Annotated in this window: 22 protein-coding genes and 1 tRNA gene; 6 read left to right on the top strand and 17 right to left on the bottom strand. The window is 72.6% G+C overall.

Annotated elements, in window-relative coordinates; translation table 11 throughout:
• Positions 1 to 105: 105 nt before the first annotated feature.
• A complete protein-coding gene (locus ACNAYW_RS05415) occupies positions 106 to 681 on the bottom strand; it encodes an HhH-GPD-type base excision DNA repair protein (RefSeq protein ID WP_415848725.1) in 576 nt (191 codons plus the stop codon).
• 100 nt (positions 682 to 781) lie between these two features.
• Here ACNAYW_RS05415 and ACNAYW_RS05410 point away from each other — a divergent pair, with 100 nt between their 5' ends.
• Positions 782 to 1,573: a crotonase/enoyl-CoA hydratase family protein gene (locus ACNAYW_RS05410; protein ID WP_415848724.1), complete on the top strand. Its 792-nt coding sequence runs from the start codon at positions 782 to 784 to the stop codon at positions 1,571 to 1,573.
• Between the two features lie 101 nt (positions 1,574 to 1,674).
• On the opposite strand, the gene ACNAYW_RS05405 is transcribed toward ACNAYW_RS05410, so the two are convergent.
• Together ACNAYW_RS05405 and ACNAYW_RS05400 are read right to left on the bottom strand one after the other, a co-directional pair.
• Positions 1,675 to 2,343, bottom strand: coding sequence for a response regulator transcription factor (locus ACNAYW_RS05405; protein ID WP_415848723.1), 669 nt, complete (start codon positions 2,341 to 2,343; stop codon positions 1,675 to 1,677).
• A complete protein-coding gene (locus ACNAYW_RS05400) occupies positions 2,340 to 3,533 on the bottom strand; it encodes a sensor histidine kinase (protein ID WP_415848722.1) in 1,194 nt (397 codons plus the stop codon). Before ACNAYW_RS05400 ends, ACNAYW_RS05405 begins: the two co-directional genes overlap by 4 nt.
• A 174-nt stretch (positions 3,534 to 3,707) precedes the next feature.
• On the opposite strand from ACNAYW_RS05400, the gene ACNAYW_RS05395 reads away from it, so the two are divergent.
• Complete coding sequence (locus tag ACNAYW_RS05395; protein ID WP_415848721.1) at positions 3,708 to 3,860, top strand: hypothetical protein; 153 nt, start codon at positions 3,708 to 3,710, stop codon at positions 3,858 to 3,860.
• A 61-nt stretch (positions 3,861 to 3,921) separates the two neighbouring features.
• The gene (locus tag ACNAYW_RS05390; RefSeq protein ID WP_415848720.1) at positions 3,922 to 5,418 is read left to right on the top strand and encodes a cytochrome P450; all 1,497 of its coding nucleotides are present in this window, start codon (positions 3,922 to 3,924) and stop codon (positions 5,416 to 5,418) included.
• On the opposite strand, the gene ACNAYW_RS05385 is transcribed toward ACNAYW_RS05390, so the two are convergent.
• Genes ACNAYW_RS05385 through speB form a run of 4 tightly spaced genes read right to left on the bottom strand, consistent with a single transcriptional unit; the run spans position 5,415 to position 10,343 of the window.
• On the bottom strand, positions 5,415 to 7,115 hold the full coding sequence (locus ACNAYW_RS05385; RefSeq protein WP_415848719.1) for a flavin monoamine oxidase family protein: 1,701 nt from the start codon (positions 7,113 to 7,115) through the stop codon (positions 5,415 to 5,417). The two genes, ACNAYW_RS05390 and ACNAYW_RS05385, sit on opposite strands and share 4 nt — an antisense overlap.
• A gap of 23 nt (positions 7,116 to 7,138) precedes the next feature.
• Positions 7,139 to 7,930, bottom strand: a complete 792-nt coding sequence (locus tag ACNAYW_RS05380; RefSeq protein ID WP_415848718.1) for a carbon-nitrogen hydrolase family protein — start codon at positions 7,928 to 7,930, stop codon at positions 7,139 to 7,141.
• Positions 7,927 to 9,366, bottom strand: coding sequence for an amino acid permease (locus ACNAYW_RS05375; protein WP_415848717.1), 1,440 nt, complete (start codon positions 9,364 to 9,366; stop codon positions 7,927 to 7,929). The genes ACNAYW_RS05380 and ACNAYW_RS05375 overlap by 4 nt, the downstream gene beginning before the upstream one ends.
• Positions 9,363 to 10,343 (bottom strand): agmatinase, encoded by a 981-nt coding sequence (gene speB / locus ACNAYW_RS05370; protein WP_415848716.1) that lies wholly within the window; start codon positions 10,341 to 10,343, stop codon positions 9,363 to 9,365. Before speB ends, ACNAYW_RS05375 begins: the two co-directional genes overlap by 4 nt.
• A gap of 138 nt (positions 10,344 to 10,481) precedes the next feature.
• On the opposite strand from speB, the gene ACNAYW_RS05365 reads away from it, so the two are divergent.
• On the top strand, positions 10,482 to 11,042 hold the full coding sequence (locus tag ACNAYW_RS05365) for a helix-turn-helix domain-containing protein (protein ID WP_415848715.1): 561 nt from the start codon (positions 10,482 to 10,484) through the stop codon (positions 11,040 to 11,042).
• Here the strand turns inward: ACNAYW_RS05365 and ACNAYW_RS05360 are convergent.
• The 3 genes from ACNAYW_RS05360 to ACNAYW_RS05350 are packed head-to-tail and all read right to left on the bottom strand — an operon-like array spanning position 11,039 to position 14,283.
• On the bottom strand, positions 11,039 to 12,658 hold the full coding sequence (locus tag ACNAYW_RS05360) for an FAD-binding protein (protein WP_415848714.1): 1,620 nt from the start codon (positions 12,656 to 12,658) through the stop codon (positions 11,039 to 11,041). The two genes, ACNAYW_RS05365 and ACNAYW_RS05360, sit on opposite strands and share 4 nt — an antisense overlap.
• Before the next feature lie 53 nt (positions 12,659 to 12,711).
• Complete coding sequence (locus tag ACNAYW_RS05355) at positions 12,712 to 13,512, bottom strand: crotonase/enoyl-CoA hydratase family protein (RefSeq protein ID WP_415848713.1); 801 nt, start codon at positions 13,510 to 13,512, stop codon at positions 12,712 to 12,714.
• 9 nt (positions 13,513 to 13,521) lie between these two features.
• Positions 13,522 to 14,283 (bottom strand): helix-turn-helix domain-containing protein, encoded by a 762-nt coding sequence (locus tag ACNAYW_RS05350; RefSeq protein ID WP_415848712.1) that lies wholly within the window; start codon positions 14,281 to 14,283, stop codon positions 13,522 to 13,524.
• Between the two features lie 80 nt (positions 14,284 to 14,363).
• On the opposite strand from ACNAYW_RS05350, the gene ACNAYW_RS05345 reads away from it, so the two are divergent.
• A complete protein-coding gene (locus tag ACNAYW_RS05345) occupies positions 14,364 to 15,152 on the top strand; it encodes a sulfite exporter TauE/SafE family protein (protein WP_415848711.1) in 789 nt (262 codons plus the stop codon).
• Between the two features lie 3 nt (positions 15,153 to 15,155).
• On the opposite strand, the gene ACNAYW_RS05340 is transcribed toward ACNAYW_RS05345, so the two are convergent.
• The 4 genes from ACNAYW_RS05340 to ACNAYW_RS05325 form a co-directional block, all read right to left on the bottom strand.
• A complete protein-coding gene (locus tag ACNAYW_RS05340) occupies positions 15,156 to 15,893 on the bottom strand; it encodes an ArsR/SmtB family transcription factor (RefSeq protein ID WP_415848710.1) in 738 nt (245 codons plus the stop codon).
• Positions 15,883 to 17,316 carry an MFS transporter gene (locus ACNAYW_RS05335; RefSeq protein WP_415848709.1) on the bottom strand — a complete coding sequence of 478 codons (1,434 nt, stop codon included), beginning with the start codon at positions 17,314 to 17,316 and terminating at the stop codon, positions 15,883 to 15,885. Before ACNAYW_RS05335 ends, ACNAYW_RS05340 begins: the two co-directional genes overlap by 11 nt.
• 19 nt (positions 17,317 to 17,335) lie before the next feature.
• A tRNA-Gly gene (locus tag ACNAYW_RS05330) sits at positions 17,336 to 17,406 on the bottom strand.
• A gap of 85 nt (positions 17,407 to 17,491) precedes the next feature.
• The gene (locus ACNAYW_RS05325; RefSeq protein ID WP_458643678.1) at positions 17,492 to 18,322 is read right to left on the bottom strand and encodes an NAD(P)H-binding protein; all 831 of its coding nucleotides are present in this window, start codon (positions 18,320 to 18,322) and stop codon (positions 17,492 to 17,494) included.
• A 107-nt stretch (positions 18,323 to 18,429) separates the two neighbouring features.
• Between ACNAYW_RS05325 and ACNAYW_RS05320 the strand changes: the two genes are divergently transcribed.
• Positions 18,430 to 19,695, top strand: a complete 1,266-nt coding sequence (locus tag ACNAYW_RS05320) for a hypothetical protein (RefSeq protein WP_415848707.1) — start codon at positions 18,430 to 18,432, stop codon at positions 19,693 to 19,695.
• 12 nt (positions 19,696 to 19,707) lie between these two features.
• Here the strand turns inward: ACNAYW_RS05320 and ACNAYW_RS05315 are convergent, their stop codons facing one another.
• The 3 genes from ACNAYW_RS05315 to ACNAYW_RS05305 form a co-directional block, all read right to left on the bottom strand.
• Positions 19,708 to 20,901 carry an acyltransferase gene (locus ACNAYW_RS05315; protein ID WP_415848706.1) on the bottom strand — a complete coding sequence of 398 codons (1,194 nt, stop codon included), beginning with the start codon at positions 20,899 to 20,901 and terminating at the stop codon, positions 19,708 to 19,710.
• A 114-nt stretch (positions 20,902 to 21,015) separates the two neighbouring features.
• Positions 21,016 to 22,146 carry an alkaline phosphatase family protein gene (locus tag ACNAYW_RS05310; protein ID WP_415848705.1) on the bottom strand — a complete coding sequence of 377 codons (1,131 nt, stop codon included), beginning with the start codon at positions 22,144 to 22,146 and terminating at the stop codon, positions 21,016 to 21,018.
• A gap of 75 nt (positions 22,147 to 22,221) precedes the next feature.
• Complete coding sequence (locus ACNAYW_RS05305) at positions 22,222 to 22,860, bottom strand: Type 1 glutamine amidotransferase-like domain-containing protein (RefSeq protein ID WP_415848704.1); 639 nt, start codon at positions 22,858 to 22,860, stop codon at positions 22,222 to 22,224.
• Positions 22,861 to 22,944: the final 84 nt, after the last annotated feature.

Raw genomic sequence — 22,944 nt, 5'->3', positions numbered from 1 at the left:
GACCCGGCGCGGCGGGGCCGCGCGGCGGGGTCGGAAGCGGGATCGCCTGCGAGTAGGCCTGCCCCGGCTGATTCGGGTTCTGGCCGCCGTACGGTCCGGGGCCCGTCATACGCCCGCCTTCTTCGCCGCTGCCTTCATCTCCTTCTTGTGGGCCCGCACCTTCTGCAGGGACTCGCCGTCGACGACGTCCGCGACCGAGCGGAACCCGGCCTTGCCGTAGTCGCCGACCGCCGTCGCCCAGCCGCGCGGCTTCACCCCGAGTTGCTTACCGACGAGCGCCGCGAAGATCTTCGCCTTCTGCGCGCCGAAGCCGGGGAGCGCCTCGATCCGCTGCACCAGATCGGCGCCCGACGTCGCCTCGGTCCAGATCCGTTCGGCCCGCCCGTCGTACTCGTCGACGACGATCTGCGCGAGGGCCTGCAGGCGCGCGGCCATGGCACGGCCGTACCGGTGGATCGCGGGCGGCGTGGTGCACAGCTCCTCGAACCGGGCCGGGTCGGCGACCGCGATGTCGCGCGGATCGATGCTGCCGAACCTGTCGAGGACCTTCCACGGACCCGCGAACGCGCGTTCCATCGGAAACTGCTGATCGAGAAGCATGCCCGCGAGCAGCGCGAACGGATGCTCGGAGAGCACCGCGTCCGACTCGGGTTCCCCCGTGATGTGCAACGTGACCGCCATGAGCGTCACTTTACTTCAGCCGTGCCCTCCCATACGGGGACCGACGCGGCGGCTAGGGTTGCAGACGACGGCCAAGGCGAGGCGAAACGAGGAGAAGCGGATGTCGAACATCGATTACGAGGTGCGCGACGAGGTCGCCCACGTGCGGATCAATCGTCCCGAGAAGCACAACGGGCTCACCCTGGACATGATCGACGACCTCGCGAAGGCCGCCGACCGCGCGAAGAACGACCGCTCCCTGCGCGCCGTGATCCTCTCCGGCGAGGGCAGCTCGTTCAGCTCGGGCCTCGATTTCGCCTCCGCCGGCAAGGAGCAGCGCCGCCTGCTCATGAACTTCGTGCCGAAGCGCATCTCGGCCGCCAACAACTTCCAGGCCGCGGGCTGGGCGTGGCGCAGCGTGCCCGCGCCCGTCATCGCCGTGGTGCACGGCCACTGCTACGGCGGCGGCCTGCAGATCGCGCTGGGCGCGGACTTCCGCTACGCCTCGTCCGAGGCGGACTTCTCGATCCTCGAGGCCAAGTGGGGCCTCATCCCCGACATGTCGATCTCGGCATCGATCGCCCAGCTCACCACCATCGACGTCGCCAAGCGCCTCACCATGACCGGTGAGATGTTCTCGGCGAAGCAGGCGCTGGACTGGGGCATCGTCACCGGCGTCTCCGCCGACCCGATGAAGGACGCGCTGGACCTGGTCGAGAAGCTCAAGGAGCGCTCGCCCGACGCGGTCGCCGCCTCGAAGGCGCTGTTCGAGAACACCTGGTACAGCGGCTCGCGCCTGTCCTTCCCCGTCGAGCAGGCCCTGCAGCTGGGCCTGATCCGCGGCAAGAACCACGTGATCGCCCGCACCGCGGCGGCCAACAAGGAGAAGCCGGTCTTCATCGAGCGCCAGTAGCGCCCTCCTCCCGATTGACCACTGTTTCGGCGGCGGCGACCTGCGGGTTCCGCCGCCGAAACAGTGTTCCATCGCCAGAGCTCAACCGCCTCGACGGACCGTCAGCCGCCCGGCCGGACGATGCCGTTGTCGAACGCGAAAACGATCGCCTCGGCACGGTTGCGCACGCCCAGTTTGGTGAAGATCGAGCCGATGTGGCTCTTCACGGTGACGATCGAGATCACCAGCTCTGCGGCGATGTCGTCGTTGGACAGGCCGCGGCCCACGAGGGCGAGCACGTCCACCTCGCGGGACGTCAGTCGCGACTGTTCGCCCGACGGTGCCGCCGGCGCCGGCGCGGCGGTGCGGTAGGTCTCGAGGACGCGGCCGGTGACGGCGGGGTCGAGCACCGCTTCCCCGGCGGCGACGAGGCGCACGGCCCGGATCAGCTCCTCCGCGGGCGAGTCCTTGAGGACGAAGCCGGACGCACCCGCCCGCAGCGCCTCGGAGAGCAGGTCGTCGTCGCGGAAGGTGGTCAGCACGAGCACCGGCGGCGCACCCGAGGACGCGGTGAGGCGACGGGTCGCCTCCATCCCGCTGACCCGTTTCATGCGCAGGTCCATCACCACCACGTCGGGGGCCGTCTCCGCGACGGCGGCGAGCACCTCGTCACCGTCGGCGCATTCGCCCACGACGTCGAATCCGTCCCGGCGGCGCAGGATCCGGCGCAGCCCGAGGCGCACGAGATCCTGGTCGTCCACGAGGAGCAGGCGGATCGGGCGGTCGGTCACGGGCGGTCTCCTTCGGTCGAACCGGTTGCGCCGGAGCCCGTCCCGGTGGGGAGGGCGGCGGCCACGAGCCACATCCCGTCGACGGGTCCGGTCGTGAGCGTGCCGCCGGCGCTCTCCACGCGGGCCCGCATGCCCGTCAAACCGGAACCGCCGGGCGCGCGCCGCGCACCGTCGGGTACGGGGCACGAGACCCGCACACCCAGCCGACCGTTCGCGTCCGGTCCGACGCGGACGGCGACGCGCGCGCCGGGGGCGTGTTTGACGGCGTTGGCGAGCGACTCCTGCACGACGCGGAAGGCGGCGAGCCCGGCGGTCGCCGTGAGCCCGGTCGACGGGGCGCGGTGCTCCAGCTCCACCGCGAGCCCGGCGCGCTCGAACGACGCGACCAGCTCGGGGATGTCGGCGAGGCCGGGCTGGGCCGTCTCGGCACTGTCGGACCGGAGCAGCTCGATGGTGGTGCGGATGTCCTTCATCGCGACGCGGCCCTGGGTCTCGGCGTCGCGCAGGGCGTCGAGGGCCTCGTCCCGATCGTCGTCGGATTCGAGTGCCCGGCGGGCCGCCGTCACGTTGAGCAGCACCACCGCCAGTGAATGCGCGACGACGTCGTGCACGTCGCCGGCGATGGCCGCCCGCTCGAGCGCGGCGCGTGTGGTCTGGGCCCGGCGCTCCGCGCGCAGCAGGAGGAGCTGGTTCTGCATCAACTGGCCGACGGCCGCACCGAAGGCGACGGTGAGGGCGATCAGCCAGGCCTGGTGGATCGCGCCGAGCGCACCGGCGGTGATCACCGCGGCCTCGTACGCCAGCAGGTGCACGGCGGTCACCCGCGTCGGCGTCACGGCCGCGACCTGCGTGATCGCGAGCACCAGGATCAGGGGCACCACGTCGAGGGTCGCGGGTACCGCCCAGAACAGCGCGGCCGAGACGAGGGTCGTGACGGAGTGCGCGGTGAGCGAGAGATTGTCGGTCCGCACCAGCGTGGCGACGGAGTGGACCAGCGACAGGACGGCGGCGACCGCCAGGAACAACCACTGGATGCCCTCCGGGCCCGCCAGGACGCGCGGCACGATCGCCTCGACGACGAGGGCGAACATCGCCGCCTCGGTGATCACCATGTAGTACGGCGGATACTCGTAACCGATCGCGGCGAAGGCGCGCGCGTACCGCGCCTCCAACCACCGCAGCCAGCGCATGGTGTGCATCGTAGTCGCGCGGCGCGGTGCGGTCGTCCACCCTGGGACGGATCCGTGCGCCCGTCCGGGGGTGGACCCCGAATTCCGTCCTGGGCACGCTGACCTGCGTCGATTCGGTTCGTAGCGTCGTAGGCGACCCGGAACACCGACCGGGCACCGGAGAAGGAGAAGGCCATGATCACCGTTCTCGTCATCGCAGCATTCGTCGTCGGCGTCCTGTGGCTCACCCACGACCGCGACGGCCTCGACTTCGGCGCGCGGGACATCCACCGCGCGATGGCCGCCCGCGACCGCCGGACCGGCCCCCGGGGCATCGTCGTGCCGTGATGATCGCGACGGCCCACCCGCGCGTCGGCGTCGGCGTGCACAATCGATGGAGGAGGACGCCATGACCACGATCACACGAGCCTTCCGAACCGGGGTCGGCAGCGGGCTGGGCGGCGCCGTCGCGCGCACCCTGTCGATCCCCGAGCCCGCCTGGCACCTGCGCGATCCCGCGCGACCGGGCCTGGACGGCCGTAACGGAGACGATGCCGGCCCGGTCGCCGCCGCCGGTGCCGCCGCCCTGCGCGCGGCGCCGTCCCTGCCGATGGGGCCGCTGCGGGCCTCCCTCTCCTACACACTGCGCGAGGGCGACGTGACCTTCCGGGCGGCGGAGCGCTACGGCGACGTCTTCCGGTCCGAGTTCGCGGGCGGCCCGGGCCAGGTGGTCCTCGTCTCGAATCCCGCGCACATCGCCTCCCTGATGTCGCGGCCCGACGACGCGCCCTCGGCCACCCGGTTCTCGCCGCTGCGGCCCATCGTCGGCCCGGACTCGGTGCTCACCGCCGTCGGCCCGCGACACAAGCAACAGCGCGGCCTGCTGCTGCCGCAGTTCCACGGCCGCGCGGTCACCGAGTACCAGCAGCGGATCGACGCCGCGACGGCGCGCCGCATCGACGACTGGCGGACGGGGGAGCCGGTGGCGCTGGCCGACATCGGCCAGCAGATCACCCTGGACGTCATCATGTCCGCGGTCTTCGGCATCGAGGACGAGGCGGGCGCCACCGCCGCCGAGAGCGCGGTCCGCACGTCGATGATCCGTCTGCTGCACCTCTCGACGCACCCGCTCGCGACCGCGGTGCAGTTGGTGAACGCCCGCAGCCCCGAGCCGCGCGGCGTGCTGAAGATGATCCTCCGCCCGCTCGACCGTGCGATCTACGCGGTGATCGCCGAGCGCCGCCGCGAGGGCGCCGACGGGCCCGACGGTGCCGGCCGCTCCGACATCCTGACGGTGCTCATGGCGGCCCGGGGTGACGACGGTGCGCCCCTGGCCGACAGCGAGATCCGCGACGAGCTGCTGACCCTCGTCCTCGCCGGGCACGAGACCACGTCGAACTCCGTCGCCTGGACCTTCGAGCGGCTCACCCGCAACCCCGCGGTGTACCGCCGCTCCGTCGAGGCCGCGCGCTCCGGCGACGAGGCGTACATCGAGGCGCTCATCAACGAGTCGATGCGCAGCCGTCCCGTGGTGCCGGTGGTCGCGCGGGAGATGCTGTCGGACTGGAGGTTCGGACCCTTCGTCGTGGAGCGCGGGGTGATCGCACTGATCTCGATCCTGCTGCTGCACCACCGCGAGGACCTGTACTCGAGGCCCTTCGCCTTCGACCCCGAGCGCTTCCTCGGCGTCCGGCCCTCGCCGCAGAAGCTGATGCCCTTCGGGGGCGGCACGCGCCGCTGCCTCGGCGCGGGGCTGGCGATGGCGGAGCTGCGGGCCGTCGTCACCCAGATCCTGCTGCGCGTGGACCTCGCGATGACCGACGCGCCCGCCGAGCAGCCCCGCCACCGCAACGTCACCATGATCCCCGGCGCCGGGGGCATGGTGACGGCGATCGCCAAACGCTAGGCGCGCGTACCCCGCTCGTCGCCGAGCCGGACCGGAGCGATGTCCGCGAAGACGTCGCCCGGGCCGGGGTTGGTCGACGGTGCGCTGCCGCCCAGGTGGTGCACGACGCCCCAGACGGCGTTGAGCGCCGTCTGGAGCGCACCCTCGGCCCAGCCCGCGGTCCACGAGATGTCGTCGCCGGCCAGGAAGAAGCCGCGGTGCCGCGCGTCGAGCGAATCCTGCATGAAGTGCGTGTACAGCCGCTCCTGGTACCGGTAGTGCCCGGGGAGGTTCGCCTTGAACGCACCCATGAAGTACCGCTCCGTCTCCCACGAGACGGTCTTGGGCGTGGCGATGATGTGGCTGCGGATGTCCACGCCGGGGTAGATCTCGCCGAGCGACTTGAGCATCAGGTCCAGCCGCGCGTTCACGTCGAGCGGGAGCACCTTGAGCGAATCGTCGGACCAGGTGTAGGAGAGGCAGATGACGCCGGGCCGGTCGGGGCCGTGGTCGAGGAGGTAGGTGCCGCGGCTCATCCGGTCGGTGAGCGTCATCGACATCGTGTCGCGCCCCGTCGCGGGGTCGACGTCGCGCCAGAACGGGCGGTCGACGAGGGCGAAGACCTTCGAGCTGCCCATGTAGTGCGTGCGCTCGACCGCGGTCCAGTGGTCGATCGGCAGCAGGTCGTCGTCGCAGTCGATGGTGTTGAGCAGCATCCATGCCTGGCCGGTGAAGATCGCCGCCGGGTAGGTGCGGGTCTCGCCGCCCGCATCGGTCAGCGTGTAGGCGGGGGCGCCGCCGGGGCCCGCGGTGCGGCGGATCGCTGTGACCGCGGGGCGGTGCTCCCCGCCGTTGAGGTCCCGCACGGATCGGGCACCGTCGAAGACGCCCTCCCACAGGTGCTTCGGCAGCCGGTCCGCGCCCCCGACGATGCCGCGGTGCTCGTCGTCGGCGGCGGTGCAGGTGACGCGCAGGATCTCGAGCATCGAGTTGGGGTAATCGGTGTCCCAGCCGCCGGTGCCGAATCCGACCTGCCCGAACAGTTCCCGATGCGCGAAGGAGCGGAAGTGCTTCGACGCGGTGAGGAAGCCGTAGAAGGTCTGATCGTCGAGTTCCTCGACCAGGCGCGACCACACCGCGCGGATGCGCGGGACGTCGCGCGCGCGGATCGCGTCCTGCAGCTCGGCGGCGTCGGCGTAGTCGGCCAGCGTCGCGTCCCAGGCGCGGGCGACCTCGGCGAACTCGGGCGGGAGGTCGGCGGTGGTGCGGGCGTAGTGGCTCCGGCCCTTGAGGTCGATGACGGTGCTGGGGGTGGTCTCGGCGAGCGGGTTGGGGAAGGGCTCCGTGCGCAGGCCCGCGAGGTCGAGGTAGTGCTGCAGGGTGGTCGACGACGGCGGGAAGCGCATCGCGCCCATCTCCGCGACGAGGTCGTCGGCGTAGCCGTCGAAGCGCTCGCTGCGCATCCGGCCGCCGATCCGGTCGGCCTCGTACACCACGGGTTTCAGGCCGATGCGGGCCAGCTCGTAGGCGGCGGTGAGGCCGGCGAGGCCGGCGCCGATGACGGCGACCTCGGTGCCGCGGACCTCGTCGGGCACCGAGCCGAGACCGTCGGCGTGTGCGACCCAATCGTCGTAGGCGAACGGGAAGTCGGGGCCGAACATCGTGAGGGGGGCGTCCGAGGAGGACGGTCCGTGGGCGGGCATGGCGGGCTGGGTCATGTGGGCTCCTGGGGTGGAGGGGCTCAGTACAGGTCGGTGCGCCGGTCGCGCAGATAGGTGTTCGCGAAGCGCGCCTCGCGGAGCGCCTCGGGGTCGGCGGTGAAGGTCAGCAGCTGCTCGTCGCGCCCCGCCCGGGCCACGACGTCGCCGTCGGGGCCCGCCGCGGTGCTCAGGCCGCAGTACTCGAGCGAGGTCTCCCGCCCGCTGTGGTTGGTGTACGCGATGTACAGCTGGCTCTCGAAGGCCCGCACGGGCACGACCTGCTCCGCGATGCGGCCGAACGGCTCCATGAGGCCCGTCGGGACCAGGAGCAGATCGGTGCCCGCCTCGGCGTGGGCGCGGACGGCCTCCGGGAACTCCACGTCGTAGCAGATGAGGAGCCCGCACCGCAGACCGTCGAGGTCGAACTGCACGGGCAGCTCGTCGCCCGGCTCGAACATGGCGCGATCGAGGTCGCCGAACAGGTGCGTCTTCCGGTAGTGCGCGAGCTCGGCCCCGTCGGGCGCGACGACGGTGGTGGCGTTGAAGACCCGGCCGTCGGCGAGCTCGGGGTAGCCGGCGACGACCGCGACGCCGTGCCGGCCGGCGATGGCCGCGAGGGCGTCGTGGTACTCGCCGCCGCGGGGGCGGGCGAGCTCCGCTGCGGCCGGGCCGATGTCGTACCCGGTCACCGACATCTCGGGCGTGACGAGGACCTGCGCCCCGGCCGCGGCCGCACGGGCCGCGGCATCGTCGATCGCCGCCAGGTTCCGTGCGACGTCCGGCGCGGGCCCGAGGCCCTCCGGCCCCTGGTACATCCCGACGGTGACGGTCATCGCGCGCCCTTCGCGAGGGCGGCGGTGTCGCGACGGAGCCGCGAGTGCCGGTAGCCGTACGCGAAGTACACGACGAGGCCGACCGCGGACCACACGGCGAAGGCGATCCACGTCCGCGCCTCGAGCTGGAGCATGAGGTATCCGCAGAAGCCGATGCCCAGCACGGGGATCAGCGGGAACAGCGGCGTCTTGAAGGCGCGGGGCAGATCGGGGCGGTTGATCCGCAGCAGGATCACGCCGAGGTTGACCAGGGCGAACGCGAACAGCGAGCCGATCGACGTGGCGTTCGCGAGCTCGCCGAGGGGGATGAATCCGGCGAGGATCGCGATGATCGCGCTGACGATCACGATGTTGCGGACCGGCACGAAGGTGCGGGGGTTGACCTTCGCGAAGACGCGGGGGACCAGGCCGTCGCTGCCCATCGTGTACAGGATGCGGGTCTGGCCGTACATGACCGCGAGCACCACGCTGGCGATCGCGATCACCGCGCCGATCGACAGGATCACCGCGGGCCAGGTCTGGCCCGTGACGTCCGTGAGGATCTTCGCGAGCGAGGCCTCGGTGCCGCCGAACTCCTGCCAGGGCGTGGCGCCCACGGCGGCGAGCGCGACGAGGCAGTAGAGCACGGTGATGATGCCGAGGGACAGGATGATCGCCCGCGGGAGGTCGCGGGTCGGGTTCTTCGCCTCGTTGCCGGCGGTGGAGGCGGCGTCGAAGCCGATGTAGGAGAAGAAGACCATCGCCGCGGCGGCGGTCATCCCGTCGACGCCGAAGGGCATGAACGGGCTGAGGTTGCCCGACTTGAAAGCGGTGAAGGCGATGGCGCAGAAGAAGACCAGCACGCACACCTTGAGGACGACCATCGCCGTGTTGAGCCGGGCGCTCTCGGTCGCGCCGCCGACGAGGACGAGGCAGGCGAGGGCCACGACCACCATGCTGGGGATGTTCACGATGCCGCCGTCGCCCGGCGGGGCGGCGATCGCGGTCGGGAGCTCGATGTCGAACAGGGTGCGCAGCAACTCGTTGATGTACTGCCCCCAGCCGACGGCGACCGCCGCCACGGAGACGCCGTACTCGAGGAGCAGGCACCATCCGCAGACCCAGGCGAAGAACTCGCCGATGGTGGCGTAGGCGTACGAGTACGAGCTGCCGGAGACGGGGATGGTGCCCGCCATCTCGGCGTACGAGAGCGCGGAGAACAACGCCGTGACCGCCGCCAGGATGAAGGCGACGATGACCGCGGGCCCGGCCTTGGGCGTCGCCTCGCCGAGGATCACGAAGATGCCGGTGCCGAGCGAGGCGCCGATCGACAGCGCGGTGAGGTGGCCGAGGCCCATCGAGCGCTTGAGCTGGGGCCCCTCGTGCGCGGCGGCGCTGTCGGCCAGGATGCGGTCGACGGACTTGCGGGCGAGCAGACTGTCCGTGAAGGCGCTCATCGGGCGTTCACCGCGAGCACCGAGAGCAGCTCGTACGCCACGTGGGCGGCCGCGATGCCGGTCAGTTCGGCGTGGTCGTAGGGCGGCGCGACCTCGACCACGTCGGCGCCCACGACGTCGGTGCCGACGAGGGCGCGCAGTGTGTTGAGCAGCTCGCGGCTCGTCATGCCGCCGGCTTCGGGGGTGCCGGTGCCGGGTGCGTGCGCGGGGTCCAGGACGTCGATGTCGACGGAGACGTAGACGGGGCCGCCGGACCGGTCGGGCCCGGCGAGGCGGCGGTGCATGCGGTCGATGACGCTCTCGAGCCCGTTGTTCTCGTAGTCGTCGGCGCGGACCACCTGGAAGCCGAGCACGCCGTCGGCGGTGAGGTCCTGCTCGCCGTAGAGCGGGCCGCGGATGCCGATGTGCATGGACCGCTCGAGGTCGATCAGCCCCTCCTCGCTGGCCCGGCGGAACGGGGTGCCGTGCGTGTAGGGCGCGCCGAAGTAGGTGTCCCAGGTGTCGAGGTGTGCGTCGAAGTGCAGCACCGCGACCGGGCCGTGATCCTTGGCGACCGCGCGCAGGATCGGCAGGGCGAGGGTGTGGTCGCCGCCGAGGGTGAGCACTGTGGAGCCGGCGCCGCGGAGCCGCGCGATCTCGGTCTCGACGGTGCTCAGCGCGTCGACGATGTCGAACGGGTTCACCGCGAGATCGCCCGCGTCGGCGACCTGGTGAACCGCGAACGGGGAGACGTCGAGCGCGGGGTTGTACGGGCGCAGCAGCTTCGACGACGCCCGGATGTGCCCGGGGCCGAACCGCGCGCCCGGGCGGTAGCTCACCCCGGAGTCGAAGGGGATCCCGAGGACCGCGACGGCGGCACCGTCGACCTCGTCGAGACGGGGCAGGCGGGCGAAGGTCTCGGGCCCGCAGTAGCGGGGGACGAGGCTCGCATCCACCGGTCCGCGGGGCTGAGACGGGCGCTGGGTTTCGTCGGACACGAATGGATCCTCTCGCAGGTGCTGCAATTGTGGGCCGGATCACATAGTGTGGGATGTCGACCGACTTGTCAACCCGAGTTTCCTGAAAGGAAACATCTGTTGGATGCAACTGCTCCGGGGGCGGATGCCGTTCTCCCCGTGCCGGATCAGGTGGGGGCGGCGCTGAAGGCCGCCCGCCGCGCCCGCCGTCTCACGCTCGCGGGCATCGCCGAGCGCGTCGGGGTCACCAAGGGCTACCTGTCCAAGGTGGAGCGCGGCCTGGCGGCACCGTCGATGGCGGTCCTGATGCGGTGGTGCGCGGCGCTCGACGTGCCCGTGGGTTCGCTGTTCGACGGCGGCGCCGCGGGCTCGATCGTCCGCGCGGACGCCTACCCTCCGGTGCGGTTCGGCGGCGACGGCCTCTCGGAGTTCCTGCTCACGCCCTCGGGGGAGCGGCGGGTCCAGGTGCTGCTCAGTGAGATCGCGCCGGGCGGTGGCAGTGGCGACGAGGCCTACGCCCTCCCGGCGGAGGTGTCCTTCGTGCTGGTGCAGCGCGGCACGCTGCGGCTGGCCTTCCCGCCGGAGCCGGACGTCGAACTGCGGGTGGGGGACGCCATGACCTTCGATCCGGCGCGTCCGCACGTCTTCGCCGCCGGGCCCGACGGCGCCCGGGTCCTCTGGGTGATGGCCCCCGCGCTCCCCGTCGGGGAGGGCGACTAGGCCCCGTCGCGCGCTCCGGACGACGCCACGGCGGCGTGCGATCCGGCGCGGCGGCCGGAGAAGATGCAGTCGGCCAGGGAGAGCCCGCTGACGTACGAGTTCGAGCAGATCCCCACGGCGGTGCGGCCCGCCGCGAACAACCCGTCGACGGCCTCGCCCGCCGCGGTGCGCACGGCGCCCGTCTCCTCGTCGACCACCAGGCCGCCCAGGGTGAGCATCGGCATGGGGTAGGTCTTCCGGTCGGTGAACGAGATGTCGAGCAGCGTGAACGGAGCCGTGAGGGCGGGCCGGCGCAGCTCGTCGGGCTTGCCGAGCGGGTCGGGCAGGCCCTGCGCGATCGCCTCGTTGTGCGCGTCGACGGTGCGCCGCAGCCCGGCGGGGTCGACTCCGGCGCGGGAGGCGGCCTCCTCGACGGTGGGCGCGGAGACGCTGCCGATGCGGAGCAGGCGCTCGAGCTGGAGCCGCTGGAACCACACCGTCTGGTCGCTCAGCTGCCCGCGCGCCCGCGCTGCGAGGTCCGCGTCGACGAGCAGCCACGCGCGGTGCCCGGGGGCCTCGGCGATCGCCGCGCCCAGCGCTGCCCCGTACCGGGATTCGTCGACCATCCGCCGCCCGTCCGCGTCGACGGCGAGCGCGGCCAGGTAGGCGCTGGGCGGGGCGATGAACCGCCAGTTCGACAGGGAGTCCATCCGGTCCGTCGCGCCGCCCACCGCGCGGCCGAGCTCGATGCCGCTGCCGTCGTCGCCGGCGGTGCCGAGCGGGAGGCCCTGCGCCCAGGGGTAGCCGGGCGCGTGTTCGCGCACCATCGCGCCGTTGGCGATGAAGCCGCCGGTGCTGAGGATCACCCCGGAGCGGGCGCGGACGCGGATCGGCCGGCCGTGCCGGCGCTCGATCCGCGCCAGGAGCCGCTGCATCGTCGCGCGCAGGCCCTGGTGGTAGACGCCCGGTTTCGCCGAGATCCGGGTGAGGAGCGCGAACCGTTGGCGCACCGCGACCGGCGCGTTCTCGATCGTGACGGCCTCGACGCCCGCGACCCGCCCGTCCTCCACGACGAGGCCGGTGACCCGCGTGCCGGTCCGCACGCGGACGCCGCGGGCGGCGGCCGATGCGGCCAGCGGGCCGTACAGTTTCTTGCCCGAGACGCCGGGCCCGTGGGCGCGGTGGCCCCGCGGGCGCGGGGTGGCGGCGTCGCGGAAGCCGCCGGAGTTCTCGCTGCCCGAGAAGTACAGGTAGTAGTCGTCGGTGGGGTAGGACGTCTTGAACGGGCACAGCGACGGGTCGAAGGGCACGCCGTGATCGAGCAGCCAGTCGATCATCGCGGGGGACTGCTCGCAGAATCGCCGCAGCGTCTCCTCCGACACCGCGTTGCCCACCTCGCGGCGCAGGTACGAGAACATGTTCTCCACGTCGTCCTCGACGCCGGCCGCCCGCTGGATCCGGGTACCGCCGCCCGCGTACACGATCCCGCCGGAGAGGTTCGTCGCGCCGCCGCCGAGATACCGGTCGAGTGCGAGCACGTCGACGCCGGACTCCCGCGCGGCCAGCGCCGCGGCGACCCCGGCGCCGCCGTACCCGACCACCACCACGTCCGCCGTCGCGTCCCAGTCCTGCGCCATGCGCGGACTATAACGTGTTCTACCTGTGGTCGGGTTCCGTTCCGCGGGGAAGCTCAGTTCCCGGTGAACCGGGGCGGGCGCTTGTCCAGCATCGCGCCGACGGCCTCGTGATGATCGGCCGTCGCGTGCGCGATGGTCTGCATCGCGGCGGACAGTTCGAGCAAGGCGTCGAGGCTCTGGTGCTGGCCCTCGCGGAGCAGGCGCTTCGTCATGCGCAGCGCCTGCGGCGGATTCGCGGCCACCCGGTCCGCGAGGGAACGCGCCGCGGTGAGGAGCTCGTCCGGCTCGACCACGCTGGAGACCATCCCCCAATCGAGGGCGGTCGCGGCGTCCACGGGCTCGCCCGTGAGCGCCATCTCCGTGGCCCGCGCCATGCCGACGATGCGCGGCAGCAGCCAGGCGCCACCGTCGCCGGGGATGAGCCCCACCTTGACGAAGCTCTCGGCGAAGACCGCCTTCGTCGACGCGACCCGCAGGTCGCACATCATCGCGAGATCGCACCCCGCGCCGATCGCCGGGCCGTTCACGGCCGCCACCGTAGGGACCTCGCAGTGGTACAGCGCCCGCGGGATGCGCTGGATGCCGTGCCGGTAGCCCTGCCGCTGTTGCGCCGCGGTGCCGCCGAACATGCCCTCCTTGTCGCGCATGTGCTTGACGTTGCCGCCGGAGCTGAACGCCGAGCCGGCGCCGGTGAGGATCGCGACCCGCACCTCGTCGTCGCGGTTCACCGCGTCCACGGCGCGCTCGATCGCCTCGATCATCGCCTCGTCGGAGACGGGGTTGCGCGCGGCGGGGTCGTTCAGCGTCCAGGTGACGACGGGGCCGTCGCGTTCGATCAGCAGTGGTGCGGTCATGGGGAGACCCTATGCGCTCCGAGCGCGGGACGGAGGCGTGCCGAACTCGGCCGTGAACGCGGCCGTGAACGCCGCGGGGGTCGCGTAGCCGAGGCGTCCGGCGGTCTCCGTGACGGTGGCGGTGCGCAACATGGGCAGTGCGGCGAGCAGCCGTGCCCGGCGGCGCCAAGCGGCGGGACTCGACCCGGTCGCCGCGCGGAACCGGGCGGTGAACGCGCGCTCGCTGCGCCCGCACCAGGCGGCCCACTCGGCGTTGCCCACGGCGACGTCCGGCGCGGCGAGGTAGGCGCGGCACAGCGCGCGCAGTTCCGGGTCGGCGGGGAGGGGGACGTGCAGCGGGAGCGGTGCCAGGGCGGCGATCTCGTGCAACAGGAGCGATGCGACCGCACCGCCGCGGCCAGCCTCGTCGTACTCCGCCTCGAGGTCCACGGCGGCGAGCAGGAGCTCGCGGAGCAGCGGCGTCACGTCGACCACGGTGCACCGCGCGGGCCACCACGGCGCCGCGGCCGGCTCGACGTACAGGCTGCGCGTGCTCACGCCGGAGTAGCGGACGCCGTGCGGCACACCGGGCGGGATGAGCACGGCGCGGTCGGTCGGCACCGTCCACGTGCCGTCGGCGGTGTCGACCTCCATGATCCCGGTCGCGGCGTACAGGAACTGCGCGCGCCGGTGGTGGTGCCGGGCCTGCACGTAGCCGTCGGGGTAGTCCGTGCCGACGGCGAGCACATCGCGCGGGAGGTCCTCCAGCGCTGCGACGGGAACGTTCCGCATGACGTCAGGCTACCGATACTCGATGGTTCAGTACCGATCATCGATTGCCGGAAGCCGCGCGGTCCGGTGGACTCGGAGCAGTGAGTGCACTGATCCTGGTTCTGGTCGGCGTCGCGTCGGGCGTCACGACGGCCCTCTTCGGCTTCGGCGGCGGCTTCGTCGCGGTGCCCGTCCTGGTGTGGGCCGACGCCGCCCTCGGCGACGACGCGACGCGCGTCGCGGTCGCCACGTCCTCGGTGCTGATGGTGGTCGCCGCCGCGGTCGCAACGGCCTCCACCCCGCGTGCCGTCGTGGCCGAGTTGCGGGGGAGCCGGCGCCTGCTCGGTCTTCTCGCGGTCGGCGGCGTGCTCGGGGCGGTGGCGGCGCGGCACGTGCCCGGCGATGCCATCGCCGTCGGCTTCGTCGCGTACCTGCTGCTGACCATCGTCGCGGTCACCGTTCGGCCCGGGTTCCTGGAGGAGGGCGTCGACGGTGCGCGACCGATCGGGCCGGGCGCAGGGATCCCGATCGGCTCGGTCGCGGCCTTCCTCGGCGTGGGCGGCAGTGTGGTGACGGTGCCGCTCATGCGGCGCAACGGTCACCGGATGGCGGTGGCGACGGCGCTGGCGAACCCGTTGACCCTCGCGGTGGCGCTGCCCGCGACGGCGGTCTTCCTGCTGTGCTCCGGCGGGCGCCCCGCAGGCGCCGGGGCCGGATTCGTGGGCGCTGTGGACCTCCGCGCCGCCGCCGCGCTGCTCGTGGGCTCGCTCCCCGTGATCGTGCTGCTGCGCCGCCGCGGCCCGCGCCTGTCCGACCGCGCGCACGCGCGCTGGTACGTCGGCCTGCTGGTGGTGGTCACCGTGGCGATGACGGCGTCGCTGCTGCGGTAGCGCTCAGGCGGGCCAGTCGATCGCGAAGCGGCGGGCGAGGATCCGCGCGCCGGCCGGCGTGATGCGGACGGCGCGGTAGGTGGGCAACCGCTCGGCCCAGCCCGCCGCGAAGAAGCGGTCGCACACCGCCCGTCCCGCGCCGCCGGCGAGGTGGTGCCGCGTCTCGGTCCAGTCGATGCAGTACCGCACCAGGGGGCGGGAGGCACCGTCGGGCAGCGCGACCCCGAGGTCGCCGAGGAAGGCCCGCCCGTCGTCGGTGAGTCGGTAGTCGATCTCCCGGCCGGCGGAGGCCGGGCGGTCGGCACCGTCGTCGTGGAAGAGCCCGTCGCCGCCCGTGACCCGGCCGTGGTCGAGGAGCGAGCCCATGAGGGCGACGCCGAGGCGCCCGGCGAAGTGGTCGTAGCAGGTGCGCGCGGTGCGGAGCCGTTCGGCGCGAGTGGCGGCCTTGAGCGAGGAGACCGGCTGCGGTGGCGCGAGCGCGGCGAGGCGTTCCACGAGATCGGCGACCTCCGGCCCGGCGATCCGGTACCAGCGGTGGCGGCCCTCGGCGCGGACGGCCAGCAGCCCACCGTCGACCAGCTTGCGCAGGTGGCTGCTCGCGGTGGGGCGGGAGACGCCCGCTTCGTCGGCGAGGACGCCGGCGGCGAGCTCGCGGCCGCCCAACAGCGACAGCAGGATCCGGCTCCGGGTGCGGTCGGCGAACAGCTCGCCGACGCCGGCCAGGTCCGCATCACCCGACATCGCAGAGGTCCTCTCGCCGGCTCGTGGTGGCGCCGATGCTCGTCGCCACTCCGACCACGAGTATGGCCGCGGCCACGGCGAAGGTCAGCGCCAACGCCGGCGAGGAGCGGCCCGCGGCGTTGTAGAGGGCGCCGAACGCGGCGACCCCCAGCGCCCCTCCCGCCTGGCGAGCGCAGTTGAGGACCGCACCGGCGAGGCCCGCGTGTTCCGGCGGCGCGGCGGCCAGCGCGACCGAGGTCATGGCGGGCATCGCGAGCGAGGCGAGCCCGACGATGGCCATGCCGGTGATGATCGCGGCGGGGTGCGCCGCCCCGGCCGCCACGATCAGCGCGCCCGCTGCCGCGCATCCGAATCCGGCGACCATCGGCGCGCGGGGGCCGGTGCGTGCGGTGACGAAGCCGCTCGCGGTGGAACCCAGGGCCACGAGGATCGTCATGGGCAGGATCGCCGCGCCGGTCTGCAGCACGGTGAAGCCGTGGACGTCCTGCAGTGCCAGGCCGACGACGAGCAGGGCGCCGTACAGCGCGACGTTGAACACCAGGCCCGTGACCACGGCGCCGCGGAACGGTCCGCGGGCGAGCATGCCGCGCGGGATCATCGGGCAGCGCGCGGACCGCTGGGCGGCGACGAATGCGCAGGTCGTGGCCGCGGCGGCCGCGGCGAGTGCGACCGCGAGCGGCGCGCGGCCCTGGCCGAGTTCGATGAGGGCGGCGGTGCCGAGGGCCAAGGTCGCGGCCCCGAGCGTCGCGCCCCGGACGTCGAGCGGGCGGGTGTGGCGCGGCGAATCCGGAACGGACCGGGCGACCGCGATGCCGGCGACGATCGCGATGGGCGCGCCGACCCAGAACACGGCGCGCCAGCCCGCACCGGTGGCGAGCACCCCGCCGATCGGCGGCCCGGCGGCGAAGCCCGCGCTCGCGATCCCGCCCCAGATCCCCAGCGCCCGCGCCCGCTCCGCCGGGCCGGGGTAGAGCTCGCCGATCATCGCCAGCGAGCTGGGCAGGATCATCGCGGCCGCGACGCCCTGGACGATGCGCGCGCCGATCAGGACGGGCCAGCCCGGGGCCAGCGCGCACGCCGCGGTGGCCAGCGCGAACAGCGCGAAACCGAGGACGCAGACCCGTCGCCGCCCGAACCGGTCCGCCGCCGGCCCCGCGAGCAGCATCAGGGCGGCGAACGGGATCGCGTACCCGTCGACCGCCCACTGCGCGAGCCCGAGCCCGCCGCCCAGGTCGCGGGTCAGGGATCCCAGGACGACGTTGACGACCGTCGCGTCGAACTGGATCAGGCCGAACGCGGCGGACAGGGCGAGGAGGGCGACGGTGCGCCGCCGGGCGGGGTGCATGCCCTCAGCATGCTGCCGGAACAGTTCGGCCCCCGTCGAACTGTGCGCGGCCCGGAAGACGACGAAAGCCCCGGCCATGGCCGGGGCTTTCGATCTGAGCGGGCGACGGGAATCGAACCCGCGTAGCTAGTTTGGAAGACTAGGGCTCTACCATTGAGCTACGCCCGCGTGCGCCGCATCCGGCGCGCGAGACATGTTACGGCATGCGGCGCCGGAGGCGGAATCCTGTCCTCATCGACCGGGGCTACCAGGCTCAACGGAACTGCTCGACGTGGTCGGCGACCCACTGCGCGTAGGTGCGGGCCGGTCGTCCGGTGATCCTCTCGACCACGTCGTTCGGAGCAGGTGGATCCGATGCGGCGACCTCGAAGGAGCGCAGCAGCGAGTCGACCGCGGGCGCGGGCACGCCGACGGCCGCGAGCCGCCGGCGCACCTCGTCCGGCTCGATCTCGCGCACATCGAGGCGAGTTCCCAGGGCCTCAGCCAGCAGCCCGAGCTGCTCGCGCGAGCTCAGTGCCTGCGGTCCGGTGAGGTGCAGCGCACCGCCGGGCTCGCGCGTGCCGTGCAGGAGCGCCGCGGCCACGTCGGCGACGTCCCGTTCGTCGACGGGCACCATCGGCACGTCGAGGTACGGCACCTCCGCGAACCGGCCGGCGCGCACCGTCGAGCCCCACCAGTGGAGGGTGTTCAGCGCGAACGGGACCGGGCGCAGTACGTGCCGCGTCCCGGCGAAGGCCGCGCTGATCTCCTCCAGCGCGCGGTGGTGCGCGCCCGTCGGGCTCAGCGGATCGGTGACCGAGGCCGTGGAGAGGTGAACCAGGCGGCCGGTGCCCGCGGCGTTCGCGGCGGCGACGAGATCGGCGAGCCGTTCCCGTTGCTCGGTGCCCAGCGCGGACGCCACGATGAGCAGCGACGAGCATCCGTCGAGCAGCGCGGCCGCCGGGGTGGACGTGCGCACCACCTCCACGCCGTCGGGCAGGCCAGCCGTGTCCGGCGTCCGGCTCGTCGCGCGGACAGGCACGCCGCCGGCGGCGAGCTGCGCGACCACGCGCCTTCCGATCAGGCCCGTCGCCCCGGTCACCAGGATTCTCCGATCGGTCGCTCAGATGAAAGCCGGGTCGCGTTCCACCCTACGGAGAGGACGCTCGGGCGAAGTTGAAAAGAGTGCATTCGCAATGCAGGATGTGTGCTGTGAACCCTGACGGAACCGGCAATCAGCCCAGCTACGGCCCCGATGGTCAGTGGGCGCGGCCCGCGGATCCGCACCAGGGCGACCCGCAGTACGGGTACCAGCAGCCGGGCCCGCCGCAGTACCCGTACGGCGACCCGTGGGCGCAGCAGTACGCCCAGGCACAGCCGGGTTACGCGCAGCCGGGCTTCCAGCAGGGATACCCCCAGCCGGGATACGGGCAGCAGCCCGGGCCCGGGTGGGGCGCGCCCGCGCCCGACGTGAAGGCCGGCATCGTCCCGCTCCGCCCCCTCGACCTGGGTGCGCTGTACGGCGGGGCGATCAGCGCGATCCGCACCAATCCGGGTGTCATGGTCGGCGTGACCGCGGTGTTCGTGGTGCTCACCGAGCTGGTCCTGTTCCTCGCCCAGCTTCCCCTGACGAACGTCGCCGTCGATCCGGACGCCGAGGACGCGGAGTTCTTCCGTACCCTCGCCGCGTCGACCGGGTTCAGCTTCGCGATCTCGCTCATCGCGACGATCGGCACGCTGCTCCTCACCGGTATCCTCACCGTCGCGGTGTCCCGCGCAGTGATGGGCGAGCGGATGTCCGCAGGTGAGGCGGTGCGCGCCGTCGGGCCGCGGATCCTGCCGTTGATCGGCCTCAGCCTCCTGCAGTTCCTCGCCATCCTTTTGCCCGCCGCGCTGGTCACCGGCCTCGTCGTCGTGCTCGCGGTGGCCGCCGGAGACGCCGGGCCCGTCGTCGCGGTCCTCGTGGCGTTCCTGTTCCTCCTGGTCCTCGTCGTGGGCTACCTGGCCCTCGTGCCCACGTTCACACTCGCGTACCCCGCGGTGGTGCTCGAGCGCCTCGGCCCGATCGCCGCGCTGAAGCGGGGTTACGAACTGCAGCAGCCCGGGTTCTGGCGTGTCCTCGGCATCCTGCTGCTCACCTACCTCCTCACCGGCATCGTCGCGGCCATCATCTCGATCCCGTTCGGGATCGTCGGCGCGGTGGTCGGCGGCATCGACGGTGCCGACAACCTGACGGGGATGACGGTGCCCGCGCTCGCGATCACCGGCGTCGGCTCGGCCATCGCGCAGCTGCTGACGGTGCCCTTCCTCGCCGGCGTGCAGACGCTGCTGTACGTCGACCAGCGGATGCGCAACGAGCAGTTCGACCAGGTGCTCCGCGACGAGGCGATCCGCCGCTGGCAGACCGGCGCGGCGAGCGCCCCGACCGACGCGCTCTGGCTGCAGAAGCCGCAGACGGCACCGTCGACCTGGTACTGACGCGGGAACGGCTCAGACGCGGTCGCGGGCCACGATCCACCGGCTGACCGGGGTGCGCAGCACCAGGTCCACGAAGAGCAACGACATCGCGAGCACCGTGACGGACAGTGTCGCGGTGCGCAGCAGGGCCGACGCGGGGAACCAGGTGCCCAGCAGCTCGAAGAAGCCGAGCTTGCTGAGGATGTCGAGCATGAGCGGGTGCACCGCGAACACGCCGAAGGCACGGATCGTGGCGTAGGAGACGACGCGCTCGCCGACGGGCCGGCCCGAGGCGCGCAGATCGTCCCACATCATCGCGGCCAGCCAGATCAGGATCGTCGCGGCGACGTACCAGGGGAGGTACAGCGGGTTCCACGCGGCGGTCGCGGCGTCGGGCACGTTGCCGGGTTCGGTGTCGCGCAGGTAGACGACGAGGCTGACGGCGCCCGCCGCGAGGCACATGGCGATCAGCCGCAGCGCGTGCGACCGGAGCCACGGGCCCACCTTCTCGTAGTGCTGCGCGGCCAGCATCCCCATCGCCACGAACAGCACGTACATGGGCAGCAGCTTCCACATGTGGTTGAACAGCGTCTCCCACGGCTGCCCGGGCGGGCGGGGCGTGTACTGGTAGAACGCGAAGAAGCCGAGCTGGATCGCGCCGGCGGTGAGCAGCACCGTCCACGGGTGCCCCTCGAGCTTGCGCGCGAGCTTCTGCAGCGCGGGGAAGAACAGGTAGATCTGCATCGAGATCAGCAGGAAGTACAACTGGTACTTGGCGTCGCCGGTGAAGGTGGTGCGCACCAGGTCACCGAGCCAGCGCCCGGGTGAGGGGAACGGGTCACCCGCGATGAGCAGGTGATCGGTGATCGAGTAGGTCAGCGTCCACACCAGGTACGGGCCCACGATGAGTCCGAAGCGCTTGCGCCAGAACTCGCGGGCCGTCATGCTGCGCCCGCGCATGCTCAGGACCAGGACGAAGAGCGTTACGGCGACGAATCCGTACCGCGTCAGGTGCAGCGCCGCCGAGATCAGCCCGGTCTGCCGGATCACGTCCGGGGTGAAGTTGATCGTCGTGACGCAGTGCGCGATCACCACGCCGAGGAACAGGAGGACGCGGGTGAGGTCGGCGGTCTGCTCGCGCTTCGGCTTCGCCGCCGCCCTCTCGGGCGCGGCGACCTGCGGCGTCTTCGTCGTTTCGATGGTGGGCACCACCCTGATGTCGGGCAAGGGCTGAGCGTCTTCACCCCGGGCTGTCGTCGTGTTTGTTCGGTATCCTACGTGACGTTTCTGCAAGAATCGGACAAGGGGCATTCGCTCGTGTCCCGTTACGGCGTCGCGGGATCACCGCGACGTGATGAGCGGGATCGCCTGCTCGTCGACGGTCCACGCGCCGTGATGGCCGAGCATCCGCGATTCCATCGGCTCCTGGCTGGGCGTCACCAGTACCGATCCGCCCTGCGCGACCGCGAGAACGTGGCCGATGCGGTGCGCGACCACCGGGTTCGGGGGCGTGGGACCGAACCAGTGCTCGTCGAGCGCCTGCTCGCGGGTCGCGACGAGCGCATGCGCGCCGAGAGTCTCCGACCACCGCGCCAGGACGTCGTCGACGTGGTGCCCCCGCGCGAGGTAGACGTGCCGCACCCGCGCCTCGCCGGCGATGATCCGGACGCCGCGCTGCAGCGCCGGCAGTACGTCGAGGTTCACCAGAGATTCGGCCTGGATCATCCCGTGGTCTCCGGTCGCGAGCACCGTGCAGGTGCCGGGCAGGTCCGCCAGGAGATCCTCGAACATCGCGTCGACGGCGCGCAGCACGCCGAGCCACTCGGGGGAGCCGGGCCCGTGCATGTGCCCGGCCGCGTCCAGCAGGCCGGTGTACGCGTAGGCGAACCGTCGGGTCGCCGAGTCGTGCCGGGCGACGGCGAGCACACCCGCGCGCACCTCGTCGAGGTGCGAGGCCGGATGCAGGACGCCCGCGGCGCGGAAGGAGGCCCGGGTCAGCCCGGAGGTCTCCTGGTAGGCGGGCACCACGTAGTGGATCTCGGCGCCCGCGTCCGCGAGGTCCTCGAGCCGGCTGCGGCGGCGCTGCAGCTCGCGGGGCGGGTGCGATTCCCGGGCATCGGGGCCGCTCGCCCCGTCGATGGTCCAGCGGAGCGAGTTGAACAGGCGCCGGCCGTGCTCGTCGGGCACGCCGAAGCTGTAGCCGACGATGCCGTGCGCCGCGCACGGCGCGCCCAGGGCGAGGCTCGAGAGGCTGCTGGCCGTGGTCGCGGGGAAGCCCGCGTCGAGCGTGGAGCGCACGTGGGCCGCGAGTGTCGGCGCGTCCTCGGCGTGGCGGCGCAGGAGCTCCGCGCCGAGCCCGTCGATGAGCAGGAGCACGATGTCCCGCTCGACGGTCAGGCCCAGCGGGTTCTCTCCGGCGATGCCGAAAGCGCTACAGACCGAGGGCAATACGTCGGAGAGCATGCCGGTCATCGGTCGATCGTAACGCTCGCAAAGGCGCGCGGAGGCGGGAACGAGGGCGTGTGACGCGCTCTGCGGCGCGACCGCCTACGTGATCGCGGAGGGGACGAGGGTGGCGACGCCGTTCTCGACGAGGAGCGCCTGATCGTCGTTGACGCGGGTCAGCGGGAATCGGTCGCCGTAGGTGCGCACCACGTCGTCGATCATCGACGAGGGGTACGGCGGGAGGGCGCCGTCCGCGTGCGGGATGACGACGGTGTCGACCAGGCCCAGTCCGGTGAAATCGGTGACCCCGGGCGCCTCGGCGGGGTCGTCGAGCGGCGCGACCGGCTCGATGTTCGGCCCGGCCACGACGGACCCGGCGCTGAGTCCGATGTAGGGGAGGCCCGCGCGGATGCGCTTGGCGAGCACGTCGCCGATGCCGTTGCGCTGCAGCGCGCCGAGGAGGACGAAGGTGTGGCCGCCCGAGAGGTACACGGCGTCGACCGTGTTCAGGTCGGAGTCGAAGTCGGCCGCGTCCGTGTACGTCGCGAGGGTCATCCGGGTCAGTCGGAACCCGAGGTCGGTGAGCTGGGTCCACTCGAACGAGCCGAAGGGCTGGTCGGCGTACGGCGCGCCGGCGTCGTCGATGAAGCCGATCCGCAGGGCGCTCGGCTCACGGCCGGTGTGCCGGCGGAGGAAGTCGGGGAGGGCGCCGGCATTGAGCGACAGCAGCAGCAGATTCACGATCGTGACGCTACGCCCGGCCCGGCGAAGCCGGCCCGGCTCGGCCGGAGTGTGAGGCGGTCGGGCCTTACCGACGTCGCAGCG

This window comes from Tsukamurella ocularis (genome assembly GCF_965138335.1).
Taxonomy (GTDB): domain Bacteria; phylum Actinomycetota; class Actinomycetes; order Mycobacteriales; family Mycobacteriaceae; genus Tsukamurella; species Tsukamurella ocularis_A.
The sequence above is the reverse complement of the archived record's forward strand: the minus strand, read 5'-3'. Positions and strand labels throughout refer to the sequence as shown.

What these genes read in the sequence shown, in the direction of transcription:
- ACNAYW_RS05340 (WP_415848710.1), bottom strand. Translation starts at nt 15,893, where the DNA reads ATGTCGGGTGATGCGGACCTGGCCGGCGTCGGCGAGCTGTTCGCCGAC.
- ACNAYW_RS05385 (WP_415848719.1), bottom strand. Translation starts at nt 7,115, where the DNA reads ATGACCCAGCCCGCCATGCCCGCCCACGGACCGTCCTCCTCGGACGCC.
- ACNAYW_RS05355 (WP_415848713.1), bottom strand. Translation starts at nt 13,512, where the DNA reads ATGACCGCACCACTGCTGATCGAACGCGACGGCCCCGTCGTCACCTGG.
- ACNAYW_RS05310 (WP_415848705.1), bottom strand. Translation starts at nt 22,146, where the DNA reads ATGACCGGCATGCTCTCCGACGTATTGCCCTCGGTCTGTAGCGCTTTC.
- ACNAYW_RS05410 (WP_415848724.1), top strand. Translation starts at nt 782, where the DNA reads ATGTCGAACATCGATTACGAGGTGCGCGACGAGGTCGCCCACGTGCGG.
- ACNAYW_RS05400 (WP_415848722.1), bottom strand. Translation starts at nt 3,533, where the DNA reads ATGCGCTGGCTGCGGTGGTTGGAGGCGCGGTACGCGCGCGCCTTCGCC.
- ACNAYW_RS05395 (WP_415848721.1), top strand. Translation starts at nt 3,708, where the DNA reads ATGATCACCGTTCTCGTCATCGCAGCATTCGTCGTCGGCGTCCTGTGG.
- ACNAYW_RS05380 (WP_415848718.1), bottom strand. Translation starts at nt 7,930, where the DNA reads ATGACCGTCACCGTCGGGATGTACCAGGGGCCGGAGGGCCTCGGGCCC.
- ACNAYW_RS05390 (WP_415848720.1), top strand. Translation starts at nt 3,922, where the DNA reads ATGACCACGATCACACGAGCCTTCCGAACCGGGGTCGGCAGCGGGCTG.
- ACNAYW_RS05350 (WP_415848712.1), bottom strand. Translation starts at nt 14,283, where the DNA reads ATGCGGAACGTTCCCGTCGCAGCGCTGGAGGACCTCCCGCGCGATGTG.
- ACNAYW_RS05360 (WP_415848714.1), bottom strand. Translation starts at nt 12,658, where the DNA reads ATGGCGCAGGACTGGGACGCGACGGCGGACGTGGTGGTGGTCGGGTAC.
- ACNAYW_RS05415 (WP_415848725.1), bottom strand. Translation starts at nt 681, where the DNA reads ATGGCGGTCACGTTGCACATCACGGGGGAACCCGAGTCGGACGCGGTG.
- ACNAYW_RS05375 (WP_415848717.1), bottom strand. Translation starts at nt 9,366, where the DNA reads ATGAGCGCCTTCACGGACAGTCTGCTCGCCCGCAAGTCCGTCGACCGC.
- ACNAYW_RS05335 (WP_415848709.1), bottom strand. Translation starts at nt 17,316, where the DNA reads ATGGCCGGGGCTTTCGTCGTCTTCCGGGCCGCGCACAGTTCGACGGGG.